We start from the raw sequence: 21,130 nt of genomic DNA on the forward strand, positions 1-21,130 counted from the left end.
CTATCGGTAGCCAGTTGCATCGGCGGGCTTGCCAGGCTCTTCTACCTCGCGCAGGTAGCGCCAGGCGTCGGGGCAGGAACCGTCGAGGTCGGTAAATCCATAGAACTGGGCTAATTGCACGCTCGACAAGGACTGACCGTTCCAGCGGGCCCGATCGGGGTCGGCCGCTAGCGCAGCCACGGCCCGGCCTACGAAGCGTGGCGTTTCCGATATAACGAAGTGCGGCTCCCGGGCGGTGGCGTCGCGCCAATTGGCCTCCTGCACCCCAAACAAGTCCAGCATCATTTCCGAACGCAGCCAGCCCGGCGTCATAGCCACGGCTGTGGCGCGGTGGGGGTGCAGCTCCTGCGATTGGGCCCAAGCCAGGCGGGTTACGGCATTTTTGGCCAGGTCGTAGAAGGCTGACAGGCGGTAGTGCGTGGCGTTGTATTCGGCAGTGCCGTCGGTCATTTCCACCAGCAGTCCGCCGGGTTGGCGGATGAGCAGCGGCAGGGCGTAGTGGCTGGTAATGAGGTGCGTGTCGAGGGCCAGGCGCAGCAACCGCAGCCCTTTCTCCAGGGAATGCTCCCAGATGGGCTTGTTCCATTCGGTCAGGTGCTCGCCGCCCCAGATGTCGTTGACCAGCACATCGAGCCGGCCGGCTTCGCGCTCAATGCGCCCGACCAGGGCCCGCACCTGTTCCGCCTCCAGATGGTCGACGACTACGGGCACAGCCCGGCCCCCCGCCGATTCTATCAGCGCGGCGGTTTCCTCAATGGTTTCGGGGCGGTTGTACTCCGAACGGCGGCCTTGGGTGCTGCGCCCGGTCACGTACACCGTGGCGCCGGCGGCGGCTAGTTCGAGGGCAATGCCGCGGCCGGCGCCGCGCGTGGCGCCGGCTACCAAGGCTACTTTGTTTTGCAGGGGGTGGGTCATGGATTTTGAGCAGAAGCAGGGTGAATGGATTGGTGAACGGCCAAACCTAGCGTCGTCCTGCGACAGCCCTATGGCAAGAACTCGGCGCCCTGCCAAAAAAAGTTAGCCCCTGGTCCTTTTCGGCGCGGCAATACGCCCAAGCAACGACACCCCAGGCCAGCCCGCGAAGCAGGTGGTAACATAAGTGAGGGAAAAGGGCACCCGCCTGAAGGCCGGCCAGCCCGGCCACGGCCGGGCGGCCCCAATGGCCCGTAAGCAAGCTGCGTATCGTTTCTTGCAGGCGCGGCCGCGGCGGCTCGCGTGAGGGGCGGCCCCGCAGCCGCCGTCCGCATACCCCACCCACGGTAGCAGGCCCGTGCTTCTTTTCTGTTGGCTATGAATATTTTACTGGTCGAAGACGACCCCCGGCTCTCAGCCCTCATCCGCAGGGGGCTGGAAGAAGAGCAGATGACGGTGACCGTCGCTTACGACGGGCGCTTCGGGCAGCAACTGGCCCTGGCGGAGGCCTACGACCTGATTATTCTGGACGTGATCCTGCCGTACCGCAGCGGGCTGGAAGTGCTGGCGGCCATTCGGGCGCAGGATGCGCAGGTGCCAGTGCTGCTGCTCACGGCCCTGGGCACCACCACCGACAAGCTGCTGGGCTTCGGGGGCGGCGCCGACGACTACTTGGTGAAGCCCTTCGACTTTGCCGAGCTCGTGGCGCGGGTGCGCGCCCTCACCCGCAGGGGCAGCGCCCAGGCCAAAGGCACCCGGCTGAGCTTCGCCGACCTGACGCTGGACGTGGAGGCGCGCGAGGTAACACGCGCCGGCCGGCCCATACGCCTGACCACCCGCGAGTTTGCTTTGCTGGAAATGCTGCTGCGGCATCCCGGTCGCGTGCTTACCCGCAGCGAAATTGCCGAACGTGCCTGGGAGGAGGCATTTGAGGCCGGCTCCAACGTCATCGACGTCTACGTGAATTACCTGCGCAAAAAGATCGACAAAGACTTTCCCACCAAGTTGATTCATACCGTGGTAGGGGCGGGCTACGTGCTGCGGGAGCAGCAATAGCAAGCAGCTTGGAGCCCTAGTACCCGGTTGCCCACCCTGTCGTCTGGGGTTTTCAAGCTGCCCACCCCGCCCGCGCTTTTTGTCCCGAATCGGCTTCCGTAGTTCCTGCCCATGACCATTCGCAACCGCCTAACCTGGCTTTTCGTGGGCGTGGTGGCCCTTATTCTGCTCACGGTGCTGAGCACTTCCTTTCTGTTGCAGTATCGCTACGGCCAGCGCGAATTTCGCCAGCGCCTGCGCGACCGGGCCGAGGTAGCCGGCTTTATCTTTCTGGAGAGGGACGAACTGCGCACCGACACCTTCCGCGAGTTTCAGAAGCGGTATCAACGGACCTTGACGGAGGAAATCATCCAGATTTATGATTCCCAGGGACGGCCCCGCTTTCTGCGCAAAGACCGGCGCCTGGAGGTTCCCCCCGGGGTACTGGTTCGCATCCTCAAGGGCGAGGAAGTGTACTTTGAAGACGGCCTGCGCCTGGCCGTGGGCATACTTAACCGCGACAACCAGGGCACGTTTGTGGTAGTGGCCGGCGCCGAAAACGTATCGGGCCAGGCGCGGGTACGGTACTTGGCCACGATTCTGACCGCGTTGTTTGTCGGGAGCCTGCTGGTGATTTACGGGGTGGGGCGCCTGTTCGCGGGTCGCGCTCTGGCCCCCATTGCCGCCCTCAGCGACGAGATGGAGCGCATCAGCGCCAACGACCTGCACCGCCGGGTAGACCCCGGCCTGTCGGGCAGCCAGCAGGACGAAATTGCGCGCCTGGCCCGCACCTTCAACCGCCTGCTCGACCGCTTGGAAAGCAGCTTCGCCGCGCAGCGGGCGTTCGTGAGCAACGCCTCGCATGAGCTGCGGACGCCCCTGGCCGCCTGCATCGGGGAAGTGCAGCTGGCCCTGGCCCGCGAGCGGGAGCCGGCGGCCTACCGGGCGGCGTTCCGCGAGTTGCTGGCCGACCTCAGCCAGTTCAGCACCCTGATTACCCACCTGCTGGAGCTGGCCCAGGCGGAAGTGCGCCTGCCCGAGCAGGAGGAGGGCCTGCGGGTAGACGAGCTGCTGAGCGAGGCGTGCGCGGGCGTGCCGCCGGAATTACAGGCGCGCCTGAAGCTGCAGACGGGGCCGCTGCCCCACGAGCCGGAGCAGCTGGAGCTGAGCGGCAACCGGGCCCTGTTGCGGCGGGCCCTGGGCAACCTGCTCGAAAACGCCCTGAAGTATTCGGCCCCGCATCCCGTGGCGGTCGACCTGGCCTACGAGCCCGGGCAGGTCCGCATCCGCATCTGCGACCAGGGAACGGGCATTCCCGAAGAAGAGCTGGCGCGCGTGTTTCAGCCCTTCTACCGCGCCGACAACGCCCGGGGCGTAACCGGACACGGGGTGGGCCTGCCGCTGGCCCGCAAGATCATCGAGCAGCACGGCGGCGAGCTGCACCTGGCCTCGGCGCTGGGCCGCGGCACCGAGGCCGTAGTAGTGTTGCCTACGGCCTAAAGCAGGCAGCATTTGGCCTTCTAATCCCGCTCTCATGCGTTTCTAATCTGGTTCTAATGCCCGGCGGGTAGTCTTGCGTCTGATTTCGCTACTACCCCAACATGAGACGGATTTTTTGGCTTGGTTTCTTACTCGTTCTTCAAAGCGGGCTGGCCCGCGCGGCGGCCGACACGCTGCGCCTGCGCCTGCCGGAGGCCGAGCAACGCTTCCTGGAGCGCAACCTGAGCCTGCTGGCCCAGCGCTACCAGGTATCGGCCGCCGAGGCCCAGATCCTGCAGGCCCGGCTGTGGGACAATCCCACGGTGTTTCTCGAGCAGAACGCCTACAACCCGCACACCGGCCGGGTGCTCGACGTGACGGCCTCGGGCAACTCCATCGTGCAGGTGCAGCAGCTGTTTGCCCTGGCCGGGCGTCGCCGGGCGGCGGCTGATGTGGCCCGGCAACAGACGCTGGTGGAGCAGTTTACCTTCGAAGACCTGCTGCGCACGCTGCGCTACCAGTTGCGCGCCACCTTCTACGGCCTCTACTACCAGCAGCGCACCCTGCAGCTCTACGACGAGGAAATCGGGTCGTTGCAGCGCACCGTGGAGCAGTTTCAGCAGCAGCACGCCAAGGGCAACCTGGCGCTGAAAGAGGTGATTCGCCTGAACGCCTTTCTGTTTCAGCTCGAGAATGAGCGCCAGGGCCTGCGGGCGGAGCTGGCGGCCGCGCAGGCCGATTTGCGGGTGCTGCTGGGCGACGAGGCGGCCCCGGTGTACCAGCCCGAGGTGAGCGAGGCCGCCCTGCGCACCCTTTCGCTAGGCTCCTATACCGCCGCGCAGCTCGCCGACTCGGCCGTGGTGCGGCGCGCCGATCTGAAGGCGCAGCAGGCGCAGGTAGAGCAGCAGGCCCAGAACATCCGGCTGCAGCGCGCCTTGGCCACCCCCGACCTGGCCCTGGGCTATTCGTTCGACCGCGCCGGCAACTACATCCAGAATTACAACGCCGTTACGCTGGGCGTGGCCCTGCCGCTGTTCAACCGCAACCAGGGCAACATTCGCACGGCCCGCGCCCAGGCCCAGGGCAGCCAGGCCCAGTTCGAGCAGCAGCGGCTGCTGGTGCGCAGCGAGGTAGCCCAGGCCTACGAAGTGGCCTCCCAGGCCGACCGCCTCTACCAGCGCACCGACCGCGACACGGAAGCCCTGGAGCGCCTGCGGGCCGGCATCGAGCAGAGCTTCGCCCGGCGCAACCTCACGGTGGTGGAGTTCCTGGATTTCTACGAGAGCTACAAGAACAACGTGGTGCAGCTCAACCAGCTGCGGGCCACCCGCGTGCGGGCGTTTGAGCAACTCAACCTGGCCGTAGGGCAGCCCTTGTTCCAGGCCGAATAAGTCGTCCTGTACCGGGCTTTTCGATGCATTTTCTGACGGCTGCCTGCAGCCTTTCCCTTCGCTTTATGAACCTGATTTCCCTTCGCTGGCTGCTTCCGCTGGCACTGCTGCTTGGCGGCTGTTCCCGCGACCAAGCCGAGGACGCGCCTGCGCCCCAGACCTTCCGCCTTTCCGCGGCCATGTTGCGCCAGCTGCGGTTGGATACCGTGCGCAGCGTGCCGGTGCGCAGCGAACTAACCCTGTCGGGGCTGGTAACCTCAAACAACGACCGCACGGCCCGGGTGTTTCCGCTGGTGGGCGGCTTGGTGGAGGACCTGCGCGTGGAGCTCGGCGACCGGGTCACCAAGGGGCAGGTGCTGGCCGTGATTCGCAGCGGCGAAATAGCCAGCCTGCAAAACGAGCACGCCACCGCCGACACCGACCTGGCCATTGCCCGCAAAAACCTGCAGGTGCTCGAAGACCAGTTTACCGCGGGCCTGGCCTCGGAGCGCGACTTGGTGCTGGCCCGCAAAGAGCTGGAAAAAGCGGTGAGCAACGCCGGCAAAAGCCGCCAGCAGCTGGGCGTGTACGGCGTCACGGCCGATGGCAAATACGCCCTGCGGGCGCCCGTTTCGGGCTTTATCACGGAAAAGAACGTGACCGAGAACATGCAGTACAACGACTCCAACGTGGCCCACTTCTTTACCATCGCCGACCTGGACGACGTGTGGATTATGGCCAACGTATTCGAGTCGGACATTGCCCGGGTGAAGGAGGGCTACGCAGCCGACGTGACCACGCTCTCGTACCCCAATGAGCACTTCACCGGCAAAATCGACAAGGTCTTCAACGTGCTCGACCCCGAAAGCCGGGTGCTGAAAGTGCGCATCCGCCTGCCCAACCCCGGCTACCGCCTCAAGCCCCAGATGCACGCCCAAATCAAGGTGCGGGCCGTCGGGAGCCACGCCCTGCCGGCTGTGCCCGCGCAGGCCGTCATCTTCGACAAGGACCGCAGCTACGTGATGGTGTACAAGGGCCCCACCCAGGTGGAAACGCGCCAGGTGCAGGTGGCCCAGACCGTGGGCGAGCAAAGCTTCCTGGCCACCGGCGTGCAGGCGGGTGAGGTCATCATCGCCACCAACCACCTGCTGATTTACAATCAGCTAAATAATTGATAAGCACCTGCTAGCAAGGAGTTGGCAGCCAGGGGCAAAAAGCTGGAAGGGCAGTTGAACCCTGTTGCTTCCCGGCTTTGCCCACACCGCTCCGGGCCACTCCATTCTAACTCCGGGCTTCTATCAACTCCCAGACATGAACAAGTTCATCCAAGGCATTATCGGGTTTTCCCTGCACAACCGGGGCTTCGTTTTCCTGCTGACCGCGCTGACCGTTGTGGCCGGGATAATAAGCTACCGCAACACGCCCATCGAGGCGTTTCCCGACGTCACCAACACGGAAATTACCATCATCACCCAGTGGCCCGGCCGCTCGGCCGAGGAGATTGAGAAGTTCGTGACGGCCCCGATTGAAATCGGGCTGAACCCGGTGCAGCAGAAAACGGACGTGCGCTCCACGTCCTTGTTCGGGCTGTCGGTGGTTAAGGTGATTTTCGACGACGGCGTGGAGGACTTCTACGCCCGGCAGCAGGTCAACAACCTGCTGGCCGGCGTGGATTTGCCCGACGGCATCGACCCGGAAGTACAGCCACCTTACGGCCCCACCGGCGAAATCTACCGCTACACGCTGGAGGGCAAGGGCCAGTCGGTGCGCGAGCTGAAAACTATTCAGGACTGGGTGGTGGAGCGCAACCTCAAGGCCGTGCCCGGCGTGGCCGACGTGAACTCCTTCGGCGGCGAGGTCAAGAGCTACGAAATCAGCGTGGACCCGGCCAAGCTCCAGAGCTACGGCCTCACGCCGCTCGACGTGTACGAGGCCGTGCAGCACTCCAACATCAACGTGGGCGGCGACGTGATTAACCAGGGCCAGCAAAACTTCGTGGTGCGCGGCCTGGGCCTGCTCAACAGCATCGACGACATCCGCCGCACGGTCATCAAGAACGTGAACGGCGTGCCGATTCTGGTCAGCAGCGTGGCCCAGGTGCAGGAGTCGGCCCTGTCGCGGCTGGGCAAGGTGGGCCGCGGGCTGGACGACGACAAGGTGGAGGGCATCGTGGTGATGCGCAAGGGCGAAAACCCCTCGGTAGTTATTGCCCGCCTGCAGCAGAAAGTGCAGGAGCTCAACGAGCAGGTGCTGCCCCGGGGTGTGCACATCAAAACGTTCTACGACCGGCAGCAGCTCATCGACTTCTCCACCGACACGGTGATTCACAACCTGCTCGAAGGCATGGTATTCGTCACCGTCATCGTGTTCCTGTTCATGGCCGACTGGCGCACCACCGTTATCGTGTCGGTCATTATTCCGCTGGCGCTGCTGTTTGCCTTTATCTGCCTGCGCCTGAAGGGCATGTCGGCCAACCTGCTGAGCATGGGCGCCATCGACTTCGGCATCATCATCGACGGGGCCGTGGTGATGGTGGAAGGGCTGTTCGTGGCCCTCGACCACAAAGCCCACAAGGTGGGCATGCCCCGCTTCAACCGCCTGGCCAAGCTGGGACTGATCAAGCGCACCGGCCGCGACATGGGCAAGGCCATTTTCTTTTCCAAGGCCATCATCATCACCGCGCTGCTGCCCATTTTCGCTTTCGAGAAGGTGGAGGGCAAGATGTTTTCGCCCCTGGCCTGGACGCTGGGCTTTGCCTTGCTCGGCGCCCTGATTTTCACCCTCACGCTGGTGCCGGTGCTCACCAGCATCCTGCTGCGCCGCAACGTGGTGGAAAAGGAAAACTTCTTCGTGCGCGCCGTCAACCGCGGTGCCCAGCGGTTTTTCCGCCTGACCTACGGCCACAAGACGCTGAGCCTGCTGGTGGCAACGGTGGTGGTCGTTGGCGGCCTGGGCGCCTTCCGGCTGCTGGGCTCGGAGTTTCTGCCCGAGCTGAACGAGGGCTCGATTTACGTGCGGGCCCAGCTGCCGCTGAGCATCGGGCTCGACGAGTCGAACAAGCTCAGCAACGAGATGCGGCGGGTGTTTCTGGCCTACCCCGAAGTGTCGGACGTGGTGAGCCAGACCGGCCGCCCCAACGACGGCACCGATCCGACGGGCTTCTACAACAACGAGTTCCTGGTGCAGATCAAGCACACCAAGGAAGTGCAGAACCGGATGAAGCACGCCGCCTACCGCGAGCAGCTCATTGCCGACATGAAGCGGGAGCTGGCGCGCTTTCCCGGCGTGAACTTCAACTTCTCGCAGCCCATCATGGACAACGTGGAGGAAGCCGCCTCGGGCGTGAAAGGCTCCATTGCGGTGAAGATTTACGGCACCGACCTACCCCTGATGGAAAGCAAGGCGGGTGAGGTCTACGCCGTGCTGAAAACCATTCCCGGCATCGACGACCTGGGTTTGCTGCGCAACATCGGCCAGCCCGAGCTGCACGTAGAACTCGACGAGCGGCTGATGGCCAGCCACGGCGTGAGCAAGGCCGACGCCAACGCCGTGCTGGAAATGGCCGTGGGCGGCAAGCAGGCCACCCAGCTCTACGAGGGCGAGCGGAAATTTCCGGTGCGCGTGCGCTACGAAAAGCCCTACCGCCAGACGCCCGCCGACATCAGTCGCCTCATGGTGCCCACCCAGGCGGGCGGCATGCTTCCCATGGCGGAAATTGCGCGCATCTACCCCGTAACCGGCCCCTCACTCATCTACCGCGACGACAGCAAGCGGTTTGCAGCCGTCAAGTTCAGCATCCGTGGCCGCGACATGGGCTCGACCATCGAGGAAGCCCAGCAGCAGGTAAACCAGGCGGTAAAGCTGCCCGCCGGCTACTCCCTGAAGTGGACCGGCGACTTCGAAAACCAGCGGCGCGCCACCCAGCGCCTTGCCCAGGTGGTGCCGGTGTCGCTCGGGCTGATTTTCTTCATCCTGTTCATTCTCTTCGGCAACCTGAAGGATGCCGGTCTGGTGCTGCTCAACGTGCCGTTCGCCATCGTGGGCGGCATTGCGGCGCTGCTCATCACCCACACCAACTTCTCCATTTCGGCCGGCATCGGCTTTATCGCCCTGTTCGGCATCTGCATTCAGAACGGCGTGATTCTTATCTCGGTCTTCAAGCAGAACATGCAGCGCCGCATGAGCCTGGATGACAGCCTCCTCGACGGCGTCCGCACCCGGGTGCGCCCGGTCGTGATGACGGCCATGATGGCTACCATCGGGCTGCTGCCGGCTGCCCTCAGCACCGGCATCGGCTCCGAAACCTCCAAACCCCTGGCCATCGTGGTCATCGGGGGGCTCATCACCGGCACCCTGCTCACGCTGTTCATCTTCCCGCTGATTTTTGAGCGGGCCTACCGCGGGCACGGCAAAGGCGGGGCACCCGTGCCCGCCGCCCGACCGGAGCCGGCCTATGCCAGGGCGTAGCCGCCGCTCCGGCCCAGGCCGGACTGCGAGCCCGCGCCGCCGGGTTGCCTAGGGCCGGAAAGCCGCCGTTAGCTGGCTTTGGGGCGGAACAGAATTTTATCGATGTGACTGCGGTCCACGTCCACGATTTCGAAGTAGTGCCCTTCCCAGGTAAAATGCTCCCCGGCGCGCGGCAGCACGCTCAGGATGTGCAGGGCAAAGCCCCCCAGGCTGTGGAAGCCGCCCAGGCCGCGGCGCTGTTCCGCGGGAATGTGGAAGCGTTCGGCAAACTCGGCAAAGGGCAACTGCGCGTCAATCAGGAACGAGCCGTCGCCGCGCTCCACGATGGCCGGGTACTCGTCGGAATCGGGGGAGACGTCGCCCACCAGCGCGTCGAGGATGTCGTCAATCGAGACCAGGCCCACCACGCCGCCGAACTCGTCGACCACAATGCCCTGGTGCACGCGCCGCTGCCGGAACAGCTCCAGGGCGTGGTAGGCCTTGCTGGAGGCGGGCAGAAACAGCGGCTCGCGCTGCAGCGCTTCCAGGCGTTCGAGCTGCTGGTCAATGTGGTCGTCGATCAGGTCTTTTAGGTACACCATGCCCTGCACCTGGTCGAGGCTGCCCCGGCAGAGGGGATAGGCCGACTGCTTGCGCGTGAGCACGGTGCGCTTGAGCGCGGCCAGGTCGTCGTCGAGGTCCAGCCACACAATGTCCTGGCGGCTGGTCATGAGCGAGCCCACGCGCCGGTCGCCCAGGCTGAAAACGTTCTTAACAATGTCGTGCTCGATTTCCTGGATGGTTCCTTCCGAGGCGCCCTCCCGCACCATGGCCTTGATTTCCTCCTCCGTCACCGGGCTGTCCTGGTTTTTGATGCCCAGCAGCTGGATGAGGGCATCACTCGAGACGGTCAGCAGCCAGATGAAGGGCGACGTCAGGCGCGAGAGCAGGGCCATGGGGGCGGCCATGAACTTGATGATGGCCTCGGGGTTGGTCAGGCCAATGCGCTTGGGCAGCAGCTCGCCCAGCACCACCGAGAGGTAGGTAATGAAAACGACCATCAGCACCACGGCAATGCTGTCGGCAAATTGGGCCAGTCCGGGCACGCGGGCAATGAACGCCTGCAGCTGGGCGGTCAGGCCCGCGCCGCTGAACACGCCGGTCAGGATGCTGATCAGGGTAATGCCGATCTGCACGGTGGAAAGGAAGCGGGTGGGCTCCTGAGCCAGCTGCAGCGCGGCCTGGGCAGTGCGGCTGCCCTGTTGGGCCTGGGTTTCCAGCTTGGACTTGCGCGAGGAAATCAGCGCGATTTCCGACATGGAAAACACGCCGTTGAGCAGAACCAGCAACAGGATAATCAATAACTCCATGGGAAAATTCGGTGGGGATAGGGGCCGCGGAAAAAACAAAGTATGGGGTTCAGCCCCGCATCCAACCCCCTCGCCAACCCCGGCGCCACTGGGGCGGTGATGTTCACCTCGAACATGCGGAGCTGCCTGGAGCCTCAAGCCGCCTGCGGGCGACGCGGCTGATGACCGGGCGCGTTGCGTTACCGGCCGGGTTTACCAGCGCGCCAGCACCTGCGCTACCTGCGCCTGCAATTCGGCGAGTGAACCGGTGTTGCGCAGCACGGCCGCGTAGTGCGGATAGTCGTCGAGGGCGGTTTCGCTGGGGTGGGCGTCGTCGCGGGTGCCGTCACCGCGCTGCCGCAGCGGGTCGCCTTCCACGCGCAGCACAATGCCGCCGCGCTCCAGCAGCACCTGGGCCTCGTCGGGGAAGCGCAGATCGGCCACGATGGTGGGCTGGCCCGGCACCAGGCTGGCCAGCAGGGCCTGAATCCAGACCTCGGGCTTCCAGGCGCGCAGCGCGGCGCCCACCTGCTGCAACATTTCGCCCCGGGTCAGCCCGAAGTGGGACAGCAGTTCGGTTTTGCCCGTCTGCGAGTAGTATGGGGCGGCTGGCTCGGCGGCCAGCGCCGCGGCCACGGCCTTGATGGCGTCGCCGTAGGCGCGCACCTGCCAGTGCCGCTCGGGTTGCAACTGCTGAATGAGTTCGGCGACGGTGTTTTTGCCGCTGCCGCGCTTGCCGGCCAGGCCTATCAGGTGAATCATACGGCCCCAAAAGTACGGCCCGAACCGCGGCCCGCCCTACGGCGGTACCTGCCGGGGCGCCGAAGACTAAGCTGCGCGGGCGCGCCGACCCGGGATTGCGCCGCCGGGGCACAACCTGCCGGGGTTTGGAGCAGTACATTGCAGTTGCCTTATGTCTACAGCCCCGTTCCGCCGCCCCGACCTGCTGCGCCTGTCCTACGACGACTACCGCGCCCTGCCCGCCATTGCCAACTCCGACCTCTCGAAGCTGCGCGACGCCCTCAACGGCCGACCGCGGCGCGAAACCGGCGGCTCGTCGGCCATGAGCTTCGGCACCGCGTTTCACACCGCCCTGCTCGAGCCCGAGCAGTACGTGCCCAGCTACCCGGCCGTGAACGACACGCTGGTATGGTGGCTGGTGGAGGGCGTGCGCATCCGCGACGATTTGCGGGGCATGATCGAGCAGGGCGTGGCCGAGCCCAGCTGCGTGTTTACCGAGCCCACCACCGGCACCATGTGCAAGCTGCGCGCCGACCTGGTGGTGGACGTGCCCGGCCAGCCTTACACCATCATCGACTTCAAGACCACCGTGGCCCGCGACTACCACCACTTCGTGAGCCAGTGCTCGGGCTACGACTACGACCGGCAGGCCGCCTTCTACACCGACGCGCTGCGGGCCGAGCGGTTTCTGCTGGTGGGCGTGCAGAAGGTCGAGCCCTACCACCTGTTCGTGTTTGAGGTGCCGCCGGCAATGCTGGAAGAAGGGCGGGCCAAGTACCTGCGCCTGCTGCACCTGCTCGACCCCAAAAAGATACCGGAGTATCTCAGCCCGACGGTGCGCGAAGTAGTACTGGAACTGGGGCACACCCCGCCCGAGCAGGAAGACGAGCCGGCCGCAAACGAATAAACCGCAAACGATTTCGGGGCGCCGCTGCGGCGACACCGAATAAATATTTTTCGGAATTTTGTTTGATGCCGATTTCGAGGTGATTATGTTGCGTTACCAACGCCAAAATCCGTCGCAAATGCTGCGTTTCGCCAACAGCCTTAATAATCAAAATCGGAATAATCTATTCCGACGCTGGAAGGCTATTGGTCTGATTGACAGACTCAAAATCATTAATTGATTTGCCAAGCCTTCCGTTTTTCGGAAGGCTTTTTTTTCGCCCCTAAGAGGCCATTTCCCGCACTGCAATTGCCGAAAAAACACCGCGTTTTTTCGGCCGGGCGAAGCCTTGCCCACAATTTCTGAAACGCACTAGTCAGCACCATCTTTTTCACTTCCAACCCCTCAAATCATGGAAACGGCCCCTGCCCCGAGCACCACTGCGCTGCTACAAACCGAAGAAGCCCTGGGCTTCGTGAAAGACACCTTTGCCCGCGAGCTGGCCCGGCAGCTGCACCTGACCCGGGTGTCGGCCCCCATTGCCGTGCTCGACGGCACCGGCATCAACGACGACCTGAACGGTACCGAGCGGCCGGTGGCCTTTCCCATCAAGGCCCTGGCCGAGCGCCGCGCCGTGGTGGTGCATTCACTGGCCAAGTGGAAGCGCCTGCGCCTGGCCGAACTGGGCATTCCGGCCGGCCGCGGCATTTTGACGGATATGCGCGCCCTGCGCCCCGACGAAGACTATTCGCCCATTCATTCCATCTACGTCGACCAGTGGGACTGGGAGCAGCACATCGGGCCCGAGCAGCGCACTCCGGCGTTTCTGCAGCAGACGGTGGAAAAAATCTACGAGGCGCTGCGCACCACCGAGCTGCGCGTGGCCGAAGAGTACGCCGACATCGTGCCGGTGCTGCCCGAGCAAATCACTTTTATTCACGCCGAGGAACTGCTGCAGCGCTACCCCTCGCTCACGGTGAAGGAGCGCGAAACGGCGGCGGCCCGCGAGTACGGGGCGGTGTTTATCATCGGTATTGGCGGGGCGCTGAGCCACGGCGAAATCCACGACGGCCGCGCCCCCGACTACGACGACTGGAGCAGCGAAACCGCGCCCGGCCGCTACGGCCTCAACGGCGACATCGTGCTCTGGCACCCGGTGCTGCAAGCGGCCTTCGAAGTGTCGTCCATGGGCATTCGGGTCGACCAGGCGGCGCTGCGGCGGCAGCTGGCGCTGCGCGGCTGCCCCGAGCGGGCGCAGCTGGCCTTCCATCAGCTGCTGCTCACCGATCAGCTGCCGCAGAGCGTGGGCGGGGGCATCGGCCAGTCGCGCCTGTGCATGTTCATGCTGCGCAAAGCCCACATCGGCGAAGTGCAGGTGAGCATCTGGCCCGAGGCCGTGCGCCAGGAGCTGGCCGCGGCGGGCGTGGAGCTTCTTTAAAAGCTTCATCAGCTACCAGAATGGGCAACAGCCCGGCTCCGCTGCGTGGCGGGGTCGGGCTGTTGTGCCTGGGCAGTAGCCGGGTTGGGCGTTGCTTAGCCGTTGCCGCCGCCGTCGCCCTGCTTCTGGTCGTCGTTGCGGATGCTCTTTTTGGGGCGGGCCGGGCCGTTGTCGAGCTTGCCGAAGCGGTAGTTGAAGGTCAGGCGCAGCTGGCGGTTGTAGAAGAACGAGTTGTTGGTGTAGGCAAACCGCTCGGTTTCCAGCTCGTTGCGGAAGGCCAGCTGCCCGTTGAAGGGATTCACGGCCATCAACGTGAGGCTGGCTTTCTTGTCCATGAGGTCTTTTTTCACGCCCAGGCTGTAGATGCGGTAGCCCGACGAGCGGCCCTGCAGTTCCACCCGGCGCGAGTTGAAGAAGCCGAAAAACTGCGCGCTCCAACCCTTCTCGAACTGCCACGACGAGTTCAGGTTCATGTTGAACATGCCGCCGCCGTTGGCCAGGTCCAGCGCCGCGCTGCGCACCGAGCGGTAGTAGAAGTTCACGTTGCCGTTCAGGCTCCACTTGGGCGTGAGCTTGGTCGAGCCGAAGGCACTCAGGCCGTAGACGGCGTTGCGGGCCAGGTTTAGGTAGGTGGTGTAGAGCACCCGCGTGGTGTCGTCGGTGGGCAGCAGCTGGTTGCCGGGCACCAGCCGCGCCAGGCTCTCGATGGCGTTGTTGGTTTGCCGCCAGTAGGCCGATACCGTCACCGAGCTTTTCTTGATGAAGGTGTTGTAGCCCAGTTCGTAGGAGTCGGTCAGCTCGGGGTCGAGGCCGGGGTTGCCCGAGGAAATGTTGCGCCGGTCGCTGGTGTTGATGTAGGGATTCAGGAAAAAGATGCCCGGCCGCTGCACCCGCCGGGTGTAGCTGAGCTTGAGCTTGTGGTCGGGCGTCACGTCCCAGGCGGCCTGCAGGTTGGGCACCAGGTTGGTGTAGTCGGTTTCGAGGCTGCTGCCGGTACTGATGAAGTTGCCGTTGATGCGGGTGTGCTCCAGGCGCGCGCCGGTCTTAAAGCTCAGCTTCTTGCCCACTTGAAAGCCGTAGGAGGCGTAGCCGGCGTACACGTACTGGTCGTAGCCGAAGCGGTTGGAGCGCTCGGGCACGGTCACCAGCCCGCGCCCGTCGAGGCTGTCGGCGCTGATGCGGTAGTCGCTGTCGACGTAGCGCAGAATGCTTTTCAGGCCGGCTTCCAGCGTGCGGGTGCTGTCGATGGGGTGCACGTAGTCGGTCTGCAGCGTAATCTCGCGGTTATGGTTGTCGTTGAAGCTGGCTTCGCGGTAGTCCAGCCGCTCGGCGCGCTGCTGGTCGAGGCGGTAGTTGCTGTTGCCCTGAAAGCCGCTGTAGAGGGCCAGCACGCTCAGCTCCTGCTTGGGCTTGCCCAGGGTGCGGGTGTAGCCGAAGTTCACGTCCAAGTTCTGGTTGCGGTCTTTGGTCAGAATGTCGCGGTCGAAGGCGTCGCGCAGCAGCAGGCGCGAACTGCCCGCGCTTTGGCCGAAGATGTCGTAGGACGTGGCCTGGGTGCGGTCGTTGCTGAAGCCCCGCACGTTGCCCTGCACGCCCAGCGTCAGCGCATCCTTGGGCGTGAGGTCGTAATCGAGACCGGCCTGGGCAAAAAAGCCGATGCCCAGGTTGGTGAAGCGACCCTGCTGCAGCAGCTGGCTCTGGGTGGTATCGGAGAGAAACTCGCTGCGGCGGCTGACGGTGCGGGCCAGGTTGTAGAAGGGGTTGGTGCCCAGGTTGAAGTTCAGCCCCAGCTTGTCGCGGCGCTGGTTGAACGACCCGCTCACGAAGGCGTTGCGGTTGCTGATGCCCGCGTTGGTGGAGCCGTTGAAGCCTTCCAGGTTGTTTTTCTTCAGGATGATGTTCACCACCCCGGCCGTGCCCTCGGCGTCGTACTTGGCCGAGGGCGAGGTAATCACCTCCACGCTCTTGATCTGGTCGGCCGGAATCTGCTTGAGGGCTTCGGCCAGGTTGCTGGCCAGCAGCGTCGAGGGCTTGCCGTTCACCAGCACCCGGATGTTGCCCGAGCCGCGCATCTGCAGGTTGCCGTCGAGGTCCACGCTCAGCAGCGGCACTTTCTGCAGCACGTCGGCGGCCGAGCCGCCGGCGTTGGTCAGGTCCTTGTCGGCGTTGTACACCAGGCGGTCGACCTTGCTTTCCACCAGCTCCCGCTCGCCCACCACCTTCACTTCGCCCAGCTGCTGGGCCGTGGGCGTGAGGGCCACCGCGCCCAGGTTCACCGTGGCGTCGGGGCCGGCAAACACCACCGGCTCCACCACCCGGGTCTGGAAGCCCACGAAGCTCACGCTCAGCTTGTAGCTGCCGGCCCCGATGTTGCCCAGCGTAAACTGCCCCTTATCGTCGCAGGCCCCGCCGTTGACGATTTTGCCCGCCGCGTCGAGCAAGCCCACGTTGGCAAACTCCACCGGCTGCCCGGTCTTGGCGTTGGTGATGGTGCCGCTCAGCCGTCCGCTGCCCTTCACTGTCGCCGCCGGGGCCGTCGACTGCTGGGCCAGCGCGGGCCGCGCCGCCAGGGCAGTAGCTAATAACAGAAGGCAGCCGGGGCGGCGCAGCAGGGTAGGGGCGGGCTTCATGGGGCCGACGATAAAGGTGACGCTTGAGGTAATTGACCGCCAAGGGACAGCCGCCGCCAAGCCGCCGTTGCACCTGTCTACGAATTTATTCGTAATAATTTTTGTGTCACCCGTAAATGCTCTTCTGAGCCAGTGGTTTAGCAGCAGAAGAGCCCGTCAAACCAGCGGTTCGACGGGCTCTTTTCCGGAGCGGAGTCTCAGCAACCTAGAACTCCCTGAACGAGGAAAAGTCGATGAGCCGGCCTTTCTGCAGGGCTTTGAGTTCGGCCTTCAGGTTTTTGGCGTTGCTGCGGGTGGTGTACTCCGAGTCGAGCTTGGTCAGGTCGGGCTTGCCGGCGTTTACCCAGGCCGTGTACCAGAAGTTGGCCGAAGCCTGGGCCGCCCCGCGCAGCTGCCGCTCGATCATGTGGTTGAGGGCCTGGTGGTAGGCGGCGGCGTAGGCTGGAGTATGTACCGGGTTGCGGAACACGTTTTTCTTGACCTGCCCGTCGGCCTCCACCACGTAGATGTTGGCCGGCGGAGTCGCGTCAGCCAGCTTTTTCTCGATGGCCAGCAAAGTGTCGGCGGCCGCGTGGCTCTGGGCAATGATGCGCCAGGTTTCCGCGGCGGGGTCCTGAATCAGGCGCGGCTCGGCCAGCTTGAAGTTATAGTTCTGGCCGAACTGCTCGGGCAGCTGGGCCTCGTAGAAGGCGTGAATGCCCTTCTGCCCGGTGAGCTGCCCGTCGTGGTTGGCCGAGGTGTGCAGGGGCTGGTGGGCGTCGCCGAGGTAGTGGCCCAGGTCGGCGGCAATGAACAGGATGTCGTCCTTACGGCCGTTTTTCATGGCCTGGGTGAGTTTGCCCAGCATTTCCTGGATGTACCAGGGCAGGCGGCCGCTCTTGTCGAGCATCGCGGCATCGTACTTGGCGTAGGCCTCGGCGGGCGTCTGTGGCAGCTCGGCCACGTTGCGGGTGCCGTAGTGCTCCATATCGAGGAAGTGGCGCGGGCCCTCGGCCTTGTCGTTGAGGGTGTACTTGCGCAGGTCGGGCACTACCGACTCCTGCACCATGAAGTCGATGTGGTTGTAGAAGAAGGTGCGCATGGGGGCCGGCAGCGCCAGCACGGCGGCGCGGTTGATGCGCTGGTGGCCCCAGGTGCCCCAGGCCATCAGCAGCGAGGGAGTGATGAGCAGCAGGGCCGCCGCCAGCAGGCCGCGGCGAGAAAGTTTCAGCATGGCTGAAGGGAAATGAAGTGAAAGCAAGGCTGCAAAGGTCCGGGCTTTTGCCGTTGCGGCCAAAGCCCGTCGGGGAAAAGCCCGTGGAGCCTTGCCCAGCCGGTTTACCGGCCGCTCACACAACGGCCCAGCCGTTACCAGCCGGGCCGTTGCGGGGCAGCAAAGAGTTGGGCAAGCTAGCGGCGGCGGGCGTCGCGCAGCTTCTTGAGGCCGTAGGTGGCGCCGGCCGCCAGCAGCAGCGAGGCGCCGCCGTCGATGGGCACGGCCGTGGGCTGGCCGGGCTGCGGGCCGCCCGATCCGGGGTTGCCCTGGGCCCGGGCAGGCGGAGCGTAGAAGCCGATAAAGCATACCGCCGCGAGGGACAGACCAAAGCGCAGCGTTTTCAGGAAGAAAGCCATAAGAAAGACAAGTACCCGGGCCGCCCGCCTTTTGCGTCGGCGGCCCGGTTGGGGAAAGAAAAAGACGCTATTCGATGACCAGCCGCTTGGTAACCATGCCTTCGGGCAAAGCGAGGCGGACGCTGTACACGCCCTTGGCCAGCTTGGGCAGGCGCAGCGCGGCGGCCTCGGCCCCGCGACCGGCGGGTAGGGTTTCCTGCATTACCGGCTGACCCAGCGCGTTCAGCACGGTTACCGCCACGACCTGTTTGGTAGCGGGCAGGCTGAGCCAGACCTGGTTGCGGGCCGGGTTGGGGAACAGGGCAACCTGGGCAGCCAGCTGGGCCGGGGCGTTGGCCAGCACCCGGGCCGGCGTCAGCTCCAGGGTAAAGCGGCCGGTGGCCTGGCTCGGGCTCAGGGTGCAGGCGTACTCGGGCGTCTGCTGCAGGTTGGTGGTGCGGCCGGTGAGGGCGTCGCGCAGGGTGGCCGACCAGCCGGCGGGCAAATTCAGCAGCTCGGTGGCGCGCAGGGTGTAGCTGCCCGCCTGGGCCACGCGCACGCGCAGCGGCACGGTTACCGGCGCGGCGGCCAGGGCGGGCAGGCCGCTGATGGCCAACTCCTGCGCGCCGGCCGGCAAGCCCAGCTGCACGGGGTTGCCGTTGCCGAGGCGGAAGGCGTCGAAGGCCGGGTCGAAGCCCGGGGTGGCGCCGGCCTCAAAGTACACGGCGGCCTGGTCGGCGGCGCCGTCGGCGCGGCGCAGCTCCAGCTGCAGGCGCGGGCGCAGATCGGCCGCGGTGCGGTTCATGGTCGGGTTCTGGTAGCTGGTCAGGCGGGCGGCGTTGCGGAAGGTCAGACTGCCGGTGGTCAGCGAGTCGGCGGTGCGCACGAAAAAGGCCTGGCCCAGGGGAATGACGTTGCTGCCCCCGTTGACGCTGACCCCGTTCACGTAGCCGGCGTAGGAGCCCGAGTACTGGCCGCTGGGCTTGAACACGTACAGGGCATTGTGCAGGCCCGAGCGGGTGAGCTGGTTCCAGTCGATGGGCGCGGGGTAGGGGTTGCCCAGCAGGTGCCAGCCGCCCCAAAGGAAGCTACCGTTGTGGCCCAGGTTGCTCATGGTCAGGTCGCCGTTGCCCAGCGTACCCACGAAATCGAGCACCTGCCGGCCGGTCAAGTTCACGGTGTAGCCCGCGCCGGGGCGCAGGGCCGCGGCCAGGCTGGCGGGCGACACCCAGCCCGCGTCGAAGCCCGCGGTGCCGGGCGCATTGGTGGCCCGGGTCTGGTCGTAGCCGAAGATGTTGGGGAAGGGCGTCACGGTATTGCCCTGGGTGTTGTAGCCCGGGTTCACCACGGGCGCAAAGCTGGCCGTGGCCAGGTCGGCGAAGGTGGTGTTGCTGACCGGGGCCGCCAGGTGGCGGTAGCCGCTGCCGGGGCCGATGGAGCGCTCCACCGTAGCCGGGCCGCTTACCACCGCGGCGCCGTTGTTCACCACCATGGCCGATTCCGAGCCGTCGAAGCGGGAGTGCAGCGTGAGGTTGCCGTTGGAAGCCAGGTTGCCATTGAGCGTGAGCAGGCGGTCGAGGAATAGGGGCTGGTTGAGCACCACGCCGGCCGCGCCGATGGTAGCCGAGTACACGCTCACCTCGCCGCTGCCGGCGAAGGTTTGCGGGGCGGGGCCGGCGGTCAGCAGCAGGCCCGAACCCAGCAGCAGGCCGTTGTTGGTCAGGTCGCCGGTGAGGGTGTAGGCCCCCGCGCCGGCAATGGTAAGGTTGGCGCCGGCCGCAATCGAGAGGTTGGCCACGGTGGCAGCCGTGCTCAGCACCGGCATGCGCGGCACGCCGGCCGGAATCACCACGTCTTCGGTGGCGGTGGGCACCGCGTTGCCGCTCCAGTTGGCCGGGTTCTCGTAGGCCGTGCTTACCGCGCCGGTCCACTGCCGCTCGGCCAGCACGTTCACCGTCATCGAGAAGGTCTGCGTGCCCACCGGGGTGCCGTTGTCGGTAGCGGTGAAGGTGACGGTGTGGGTGCCCACGTTGCAGGCCGCCCCACTGATGGTCAAACTGATGGTGGGATTGGCGCCGCCGGTATTCACGACGTTGGTGTTGCACAGCCCGCCGGTGTTCACCGAAGCTACCACGGTCTGGTCGACTTCGGGGCCCGAGAACTGGGGCGTCACGGTCATCGTCTCGCCCGGCCGCAGGCTGATGCTGGTGGGCAGCTGGGCCACGGCCGGGGGCACGTTGCCGGTGGGGCCCACGCGGAACGAGAGGCACTGGTTGTCGAGCCAGTGCACGCCGCTGGCCGTTACGTTGTTGGGGTGCGAAGCATCGTCGAGGTTGAAGCGGCCGACCTGGATGTAGTCGTCGTTGGTGCCGCGGTTCACGCCCACGGTAGCTTCCACGCCGCCGAAACCGCCCACGCCGTTGTCGGCCTCGCCGGTGGTCCACTGCATGTCGCCGTAGTTGAAGAACACGTCGTCGCCGGTGAAGCCGGGGGCGGTGTTGGCGCGGATGACCAGCTGGAAGGTGTTTTTCTTATCGACCCGCCGCTGGAAGTAACCCACGCGGTACCAGGTCACCACCAGCCGGTCGGGGAATACCTTGTACCACACGTTGCCGCTGTTGACGACGAGCGGGTCAGTGAGTTCGGCATCCACGTCGGACCAGAAGGGGGCAATCATGGGCACGGCAATGGGAAAGCCCGAGGCGGTGAAGTTGGTGAAGCCCGAGCCGAAGGTGATGTTGCCGTTGGTGTTCACGAATACCTCGTTGTACACCGTGCCGTAGAGCGAGAAGTCGAAGCCCAGGGGAATGGGACCCTCCGACGAGTCGTCGATGCGCGCCAGCTGGGTCCAGCCGCTGCCGGCGGTGGTGTCGAGCGGCACCCAGCAGGCGGGCAGGGCCAGGGCCGAGCGGCCGCCGGTGGGCTGCTCACCACGCTGCGGGGCGCGCTGCACCGGGCGCTGCGGCGGCGTGGCCCGAATCAGCCGCCGCTTGCGGGCCGCGTACTGCGGGTCGGTGTCGGCCGGGTTGATGGTGCGCGGCCGGATGGGCGCCTGGGTTTGGGCCTGAACCGGCGGGGCAACGACGGCTACCAGCGCCAGCGCCGACAGCAGCCATAAGCGGTAAATAGTACCCATGGGCGGGAGATTAGGTGTGAAGGATGGCACGGGGGAGGGCACCGCCGCCAAACCAAGGGCCGAAAGCCCGGGCGCGGTAAGGGCAAATATATCGGCCGCCGCCAGGCTACCACTTACT

14 protein-coding genes are annotated in these 21,130 nt (G+C 65.3%); 7 read left to right on the plus strand and 7 right to left on the minus strand.

Annotation, left to right across the window (positions count from 1 at the left end):
* Nucleotides 1–915 (minus strand): SDR family oxidoreductase, encoded by a 915-nt coding sequence (locus tag ACE191_RS01390; protein ID WP_400190384.1) that lies wholly within the window; start codon nt 913–915, stop codon nt 1–3.
* 375 nt (nt 916–1,290) lie between these two features.
* Between ACE191_RS01390 and ACE191_RS01395 the strand changes: the two genes are divergently transcribed.
* From ACE191_RS01395 to ACE191_RS01415, 5 genes are all read left to right on the plus strand, one after another.
* Nucleotides 1,291–1,968 carry a winged helix-turn-helix domain-containing protein gene (locus tag ACE191_RS01395; protein WP_400190385.1) on the plus strand — a complete coding sequence of 226 codons (678 nt, stop codon included), beginning with the start codon at nt 1,291–1,293 and terminating at the stop codon, nt 1,966–1,968.
* Nucleotides 1,969–2,079: 111 nt separating this feature from the next.
* Nucleotides 2,080–3,447, plus strand: coding sequence for a sensor histidine kinase (locus ACE191_RS01400; RefSeq protein WP_400190386.1), 1,368 nt, complete (start codon nt 2,080–2,082; stop codon nt 3,445–3,447).
* Nucleotides 3,448–3,548: 101 nt separating this feature from the next.
* Nucleotides 3,549–4,817, plus strand: coding sequence for a TolC family protein (locus ACE191_RS01405; protein WP_400190387.1), 1,269 nt, complete (start codon nt 3,549–3,551; stop codon nt 4,815–4,817).
* Nucleotides 4,818–4,882: 65 nt separating this feature from the next.
* A complete protein-coding gene (locus ACE191_RS01410; protein ID WP_400190388.1) occupies nt 4,883–5,971 on the plus strand; it encodes an efflux RND transporter periplasmic adaptor subunit in 1,089 nt (362 codons plus the stop codon).
* 136 nt (nt 5,972–6,107) lie between these two features.
* On the plus strand, nt 6,108–9,263 hold the full coding sequence (locus ACE191_RS01415; RefSeq protein ID WP_400190389.1) for an efflux RND transporter permease subunit: 3,156 nt from the start codon (nt 6,108–6,110) through the stop codon (nt 9,261–9,263).
* A 68-nt stretch (nt 9,264–9,331) separates the two neighbouring features.
* Here ACE191_RS01415 and ACE191_RS01420 read toward each other — a convergent pair whose 3' ends face one another.
* Both ACE191_RS01420 and ACE191_RS01425 read right to left on the minus strand, forming a co-directional pair.
* Complete coding sequence (locus ACE191_RS01420; RefSeq protein WP_400190390.1) at nt 9,332–10,612, minus strand: hemolysin family protein; 1,281 nt, start codon at nt 10,610–10,612, stop codon at nt 9,332–9,334.
* A 192-nt stretch (nt 10,613–10,804) separates the two neighbouring features.
* Nucleotides 10,805–11,353, minus strand: a complete 549-nt coding sequence (locus ACE191_RS01425) for a hypothetical protein (protein WP_400190391.1) — start codon at nt 11,351–11,353, stop codon at nt 10,805–10,807.
* 151 nt (nt 11,354–11,504) lie between these two features.
* Here ACE191_RS01425 and ACE191_RS01430 point away from each other — a divergent pair, with 151 nt between their 5' ends.
* Nucleotides 11,505–12,239 (plus strand): PD-(D/E)XK nuclease-like domain-containing protein, encoded by a 735-nt coding sequence (locus ACE191_RS01430; protein ID WP_400190392.1) that lies wholly within the window; start codon nt 11,505–11,507, stop codon nt 12,237–12,239.
* 391 nt (nt 12,240–12,630) lie between these two features.
* Nucleotides 12,631–13,656 (plus strand): aspartate--ammonia ligase, encoded by a 1,026-nt coding sequence (gene asnA, locus ACE191_RS01435; RefSeq protein WP_400190393.1) that lies wholly within the window; start codon nt 12,631–12,633, stop codon nt 13,654–13,656.
* A 95-nt stretch (nt 13,657–13,751) separates the two neighbouring features.
* Here asnA and ACE191_RS01440 read toward each other — a convergent pair whose 3' ends face one another.
* From ACE191_RS01440 to ACE191_RS01455, 4 genes are all read right to left on the minus strand, one after another.
* Complete coding sequence (locus tag ACE191_RS01440) at nt 13,752–16,286, minus strand: TonB-dependent receptor domain-containing protein (protein ID WP_400190394.1); 2,535 nt, start codon at nt 16,284–16,286, stop codon at nt 13,752–13,754.
* Between the two features lie 205 nt (nt 16,287–16,491).
* Nucleotides 16,492–17,499 (minus strand): zinc dependent phospholipase C family protein, encoded by a 1,008-nt coding sequence (locus ACE191_RS01445; RefSeq protein WP_400190395.1) that lies wholly within the window; start codon nt 17,497–17,499, stop codon nt 16,492–16,494.
* Nucleotides 17,500–17,675: 176 nt separating this feature from the next.
* The gene (locus ACE191_RS01450; RefSeq protein WP_400190396.1) at nt 17,676–17,897 is read right to left on the minus strand and encodes a PID-CTERM protein-sorting domain-containing protein; all 222 of its coding nucleotides are present in this window, start codon (nt 17,895–17,897) and stop codon (nt 17,676–17,678) included.
* A 67-nt stretch (nt 17,898–17,964) separates the two neighbouring features.
* On the minus strand, nt 17,965–21,012 hold the full coding sequence (locus tag ACE191_RS01455) for a nidogen-like domain-containing protein (RefSeq protein ID WP_400190397.1): 3,048 nt from the start codon (nt 21,010–21,012) through the stop codon (nt 17,965–17,967).
* Nucleotides 21,013–21,130: the final 118 nt, after the last annotated feature.

It is taken from the genome of Hymenobacter sp. B81, assembly GCF_044628455.1.
Lineage (GTDB): Bacteria > Bacteroidota > Bacteroidia > Cytophagales > Hymenobacteraceae > Solirubrum.

Bases quoted from the DNA above. Each gene is read 5' to 3' on its own strand.
- ACE191_RS01390 (WP_400190384.1), bottom strand. From the start codon at position 915: ATGACCCACCCCCTGCAAAACAAAGTAGCCTTGGTAGCCGGCGCCACG.
- ACE191_RS01395 (WP_400190385.1), top strand. From the start codon at position 1,291: ATGAATATTTTACTGGTCGAAGACGACCCCCGGCTCTCAGCCCTCATC.
- ACE191_RS01400 (WP_400190386.1), top strand. From the start codon at position 2,080: ATGACCATTCGCAACCGCCTAACCTGGCTTTTCGTGGGCGTGGTGGCC.
- ACE191_RS01405 (WP_400190387.1), top strand. From the start codon at position 3,549: ATGAGACGGATTTTTTGGCTTGGTTTCTTACTCGTTCTTCAAAGCGGG.
- ACE191_RS01410 (WP_400190388.1), top strand. From the start codon at position 4,883: ATGAACCTGATTTCCCTTCGCTGGCTGCTTCCGCTGGCACTGCTGCTT.
- ACE191_RS01415 (WP_400190389.1), top strand. From the start codon at position 6,108: ATGAACAAGTTCATCCAAGGCATTATCGGGTTTTCCCTGCACAACCGG.
- ACE191_RS01420 (WP_400190390.1), bottom strand. From the start codon at position 10,612: ATGGAGTTATTGATTATCCTGTTGCTGGTTCTGCTCAACGGCGTGTTT.
- ACE191_RS01425 (WP_400190391.1), bottom strand. From the start codon at position 11,353: ATGATTCACCTGATAGGCCTGGCCGGCAAGCGCGGCAGCGGCAAAAAC.
- ACE191_RS01430 (WP_400190392.1), top strand. From the start codon at position 11,505: ATGTCTACAGCCCCGTTCCGCCGCCCCGACCTGCTGCGCCTGTCCTAC.
- asnA (WP_400190393.1), top strand. From the start codon at position 12,631: ATGGAAACGGCCCCTGCCCCGAGCACCACTGCGCTGCTACAAACCGAA.
- ACE191_RS01440 (WP_400190394.1), bottom strand. From the start codon at position 16,286: ATGAAGCCCGCCCCTACCCTGCTGCGCCGCCCCGGCTGCCTTCTGTTA.
- ACE191_RS01445 (WP_400190395.1), bottom strand. From the start codon at position 17,499: ATGCTGAAACTTTCTCGCCGCGGCCTGCTGGCGGCGGCCCTGCTGCTC.
- ACE191_RS01450 (WP_400190396.1), bottom strand. From the start codon at position 17,897: ATGGCTTTCTTCCTGAAAACGCTGCGCTTTGGTCTGTCCCTCGCGGCG.
- ACE191_RS01455 (WP_400190397.1), bottom strand. From the start codon at position 21,012: ATGGGTACTATTTACCGCTTATGGCTGCTGTCGGCGCTGGCGCTGGTA.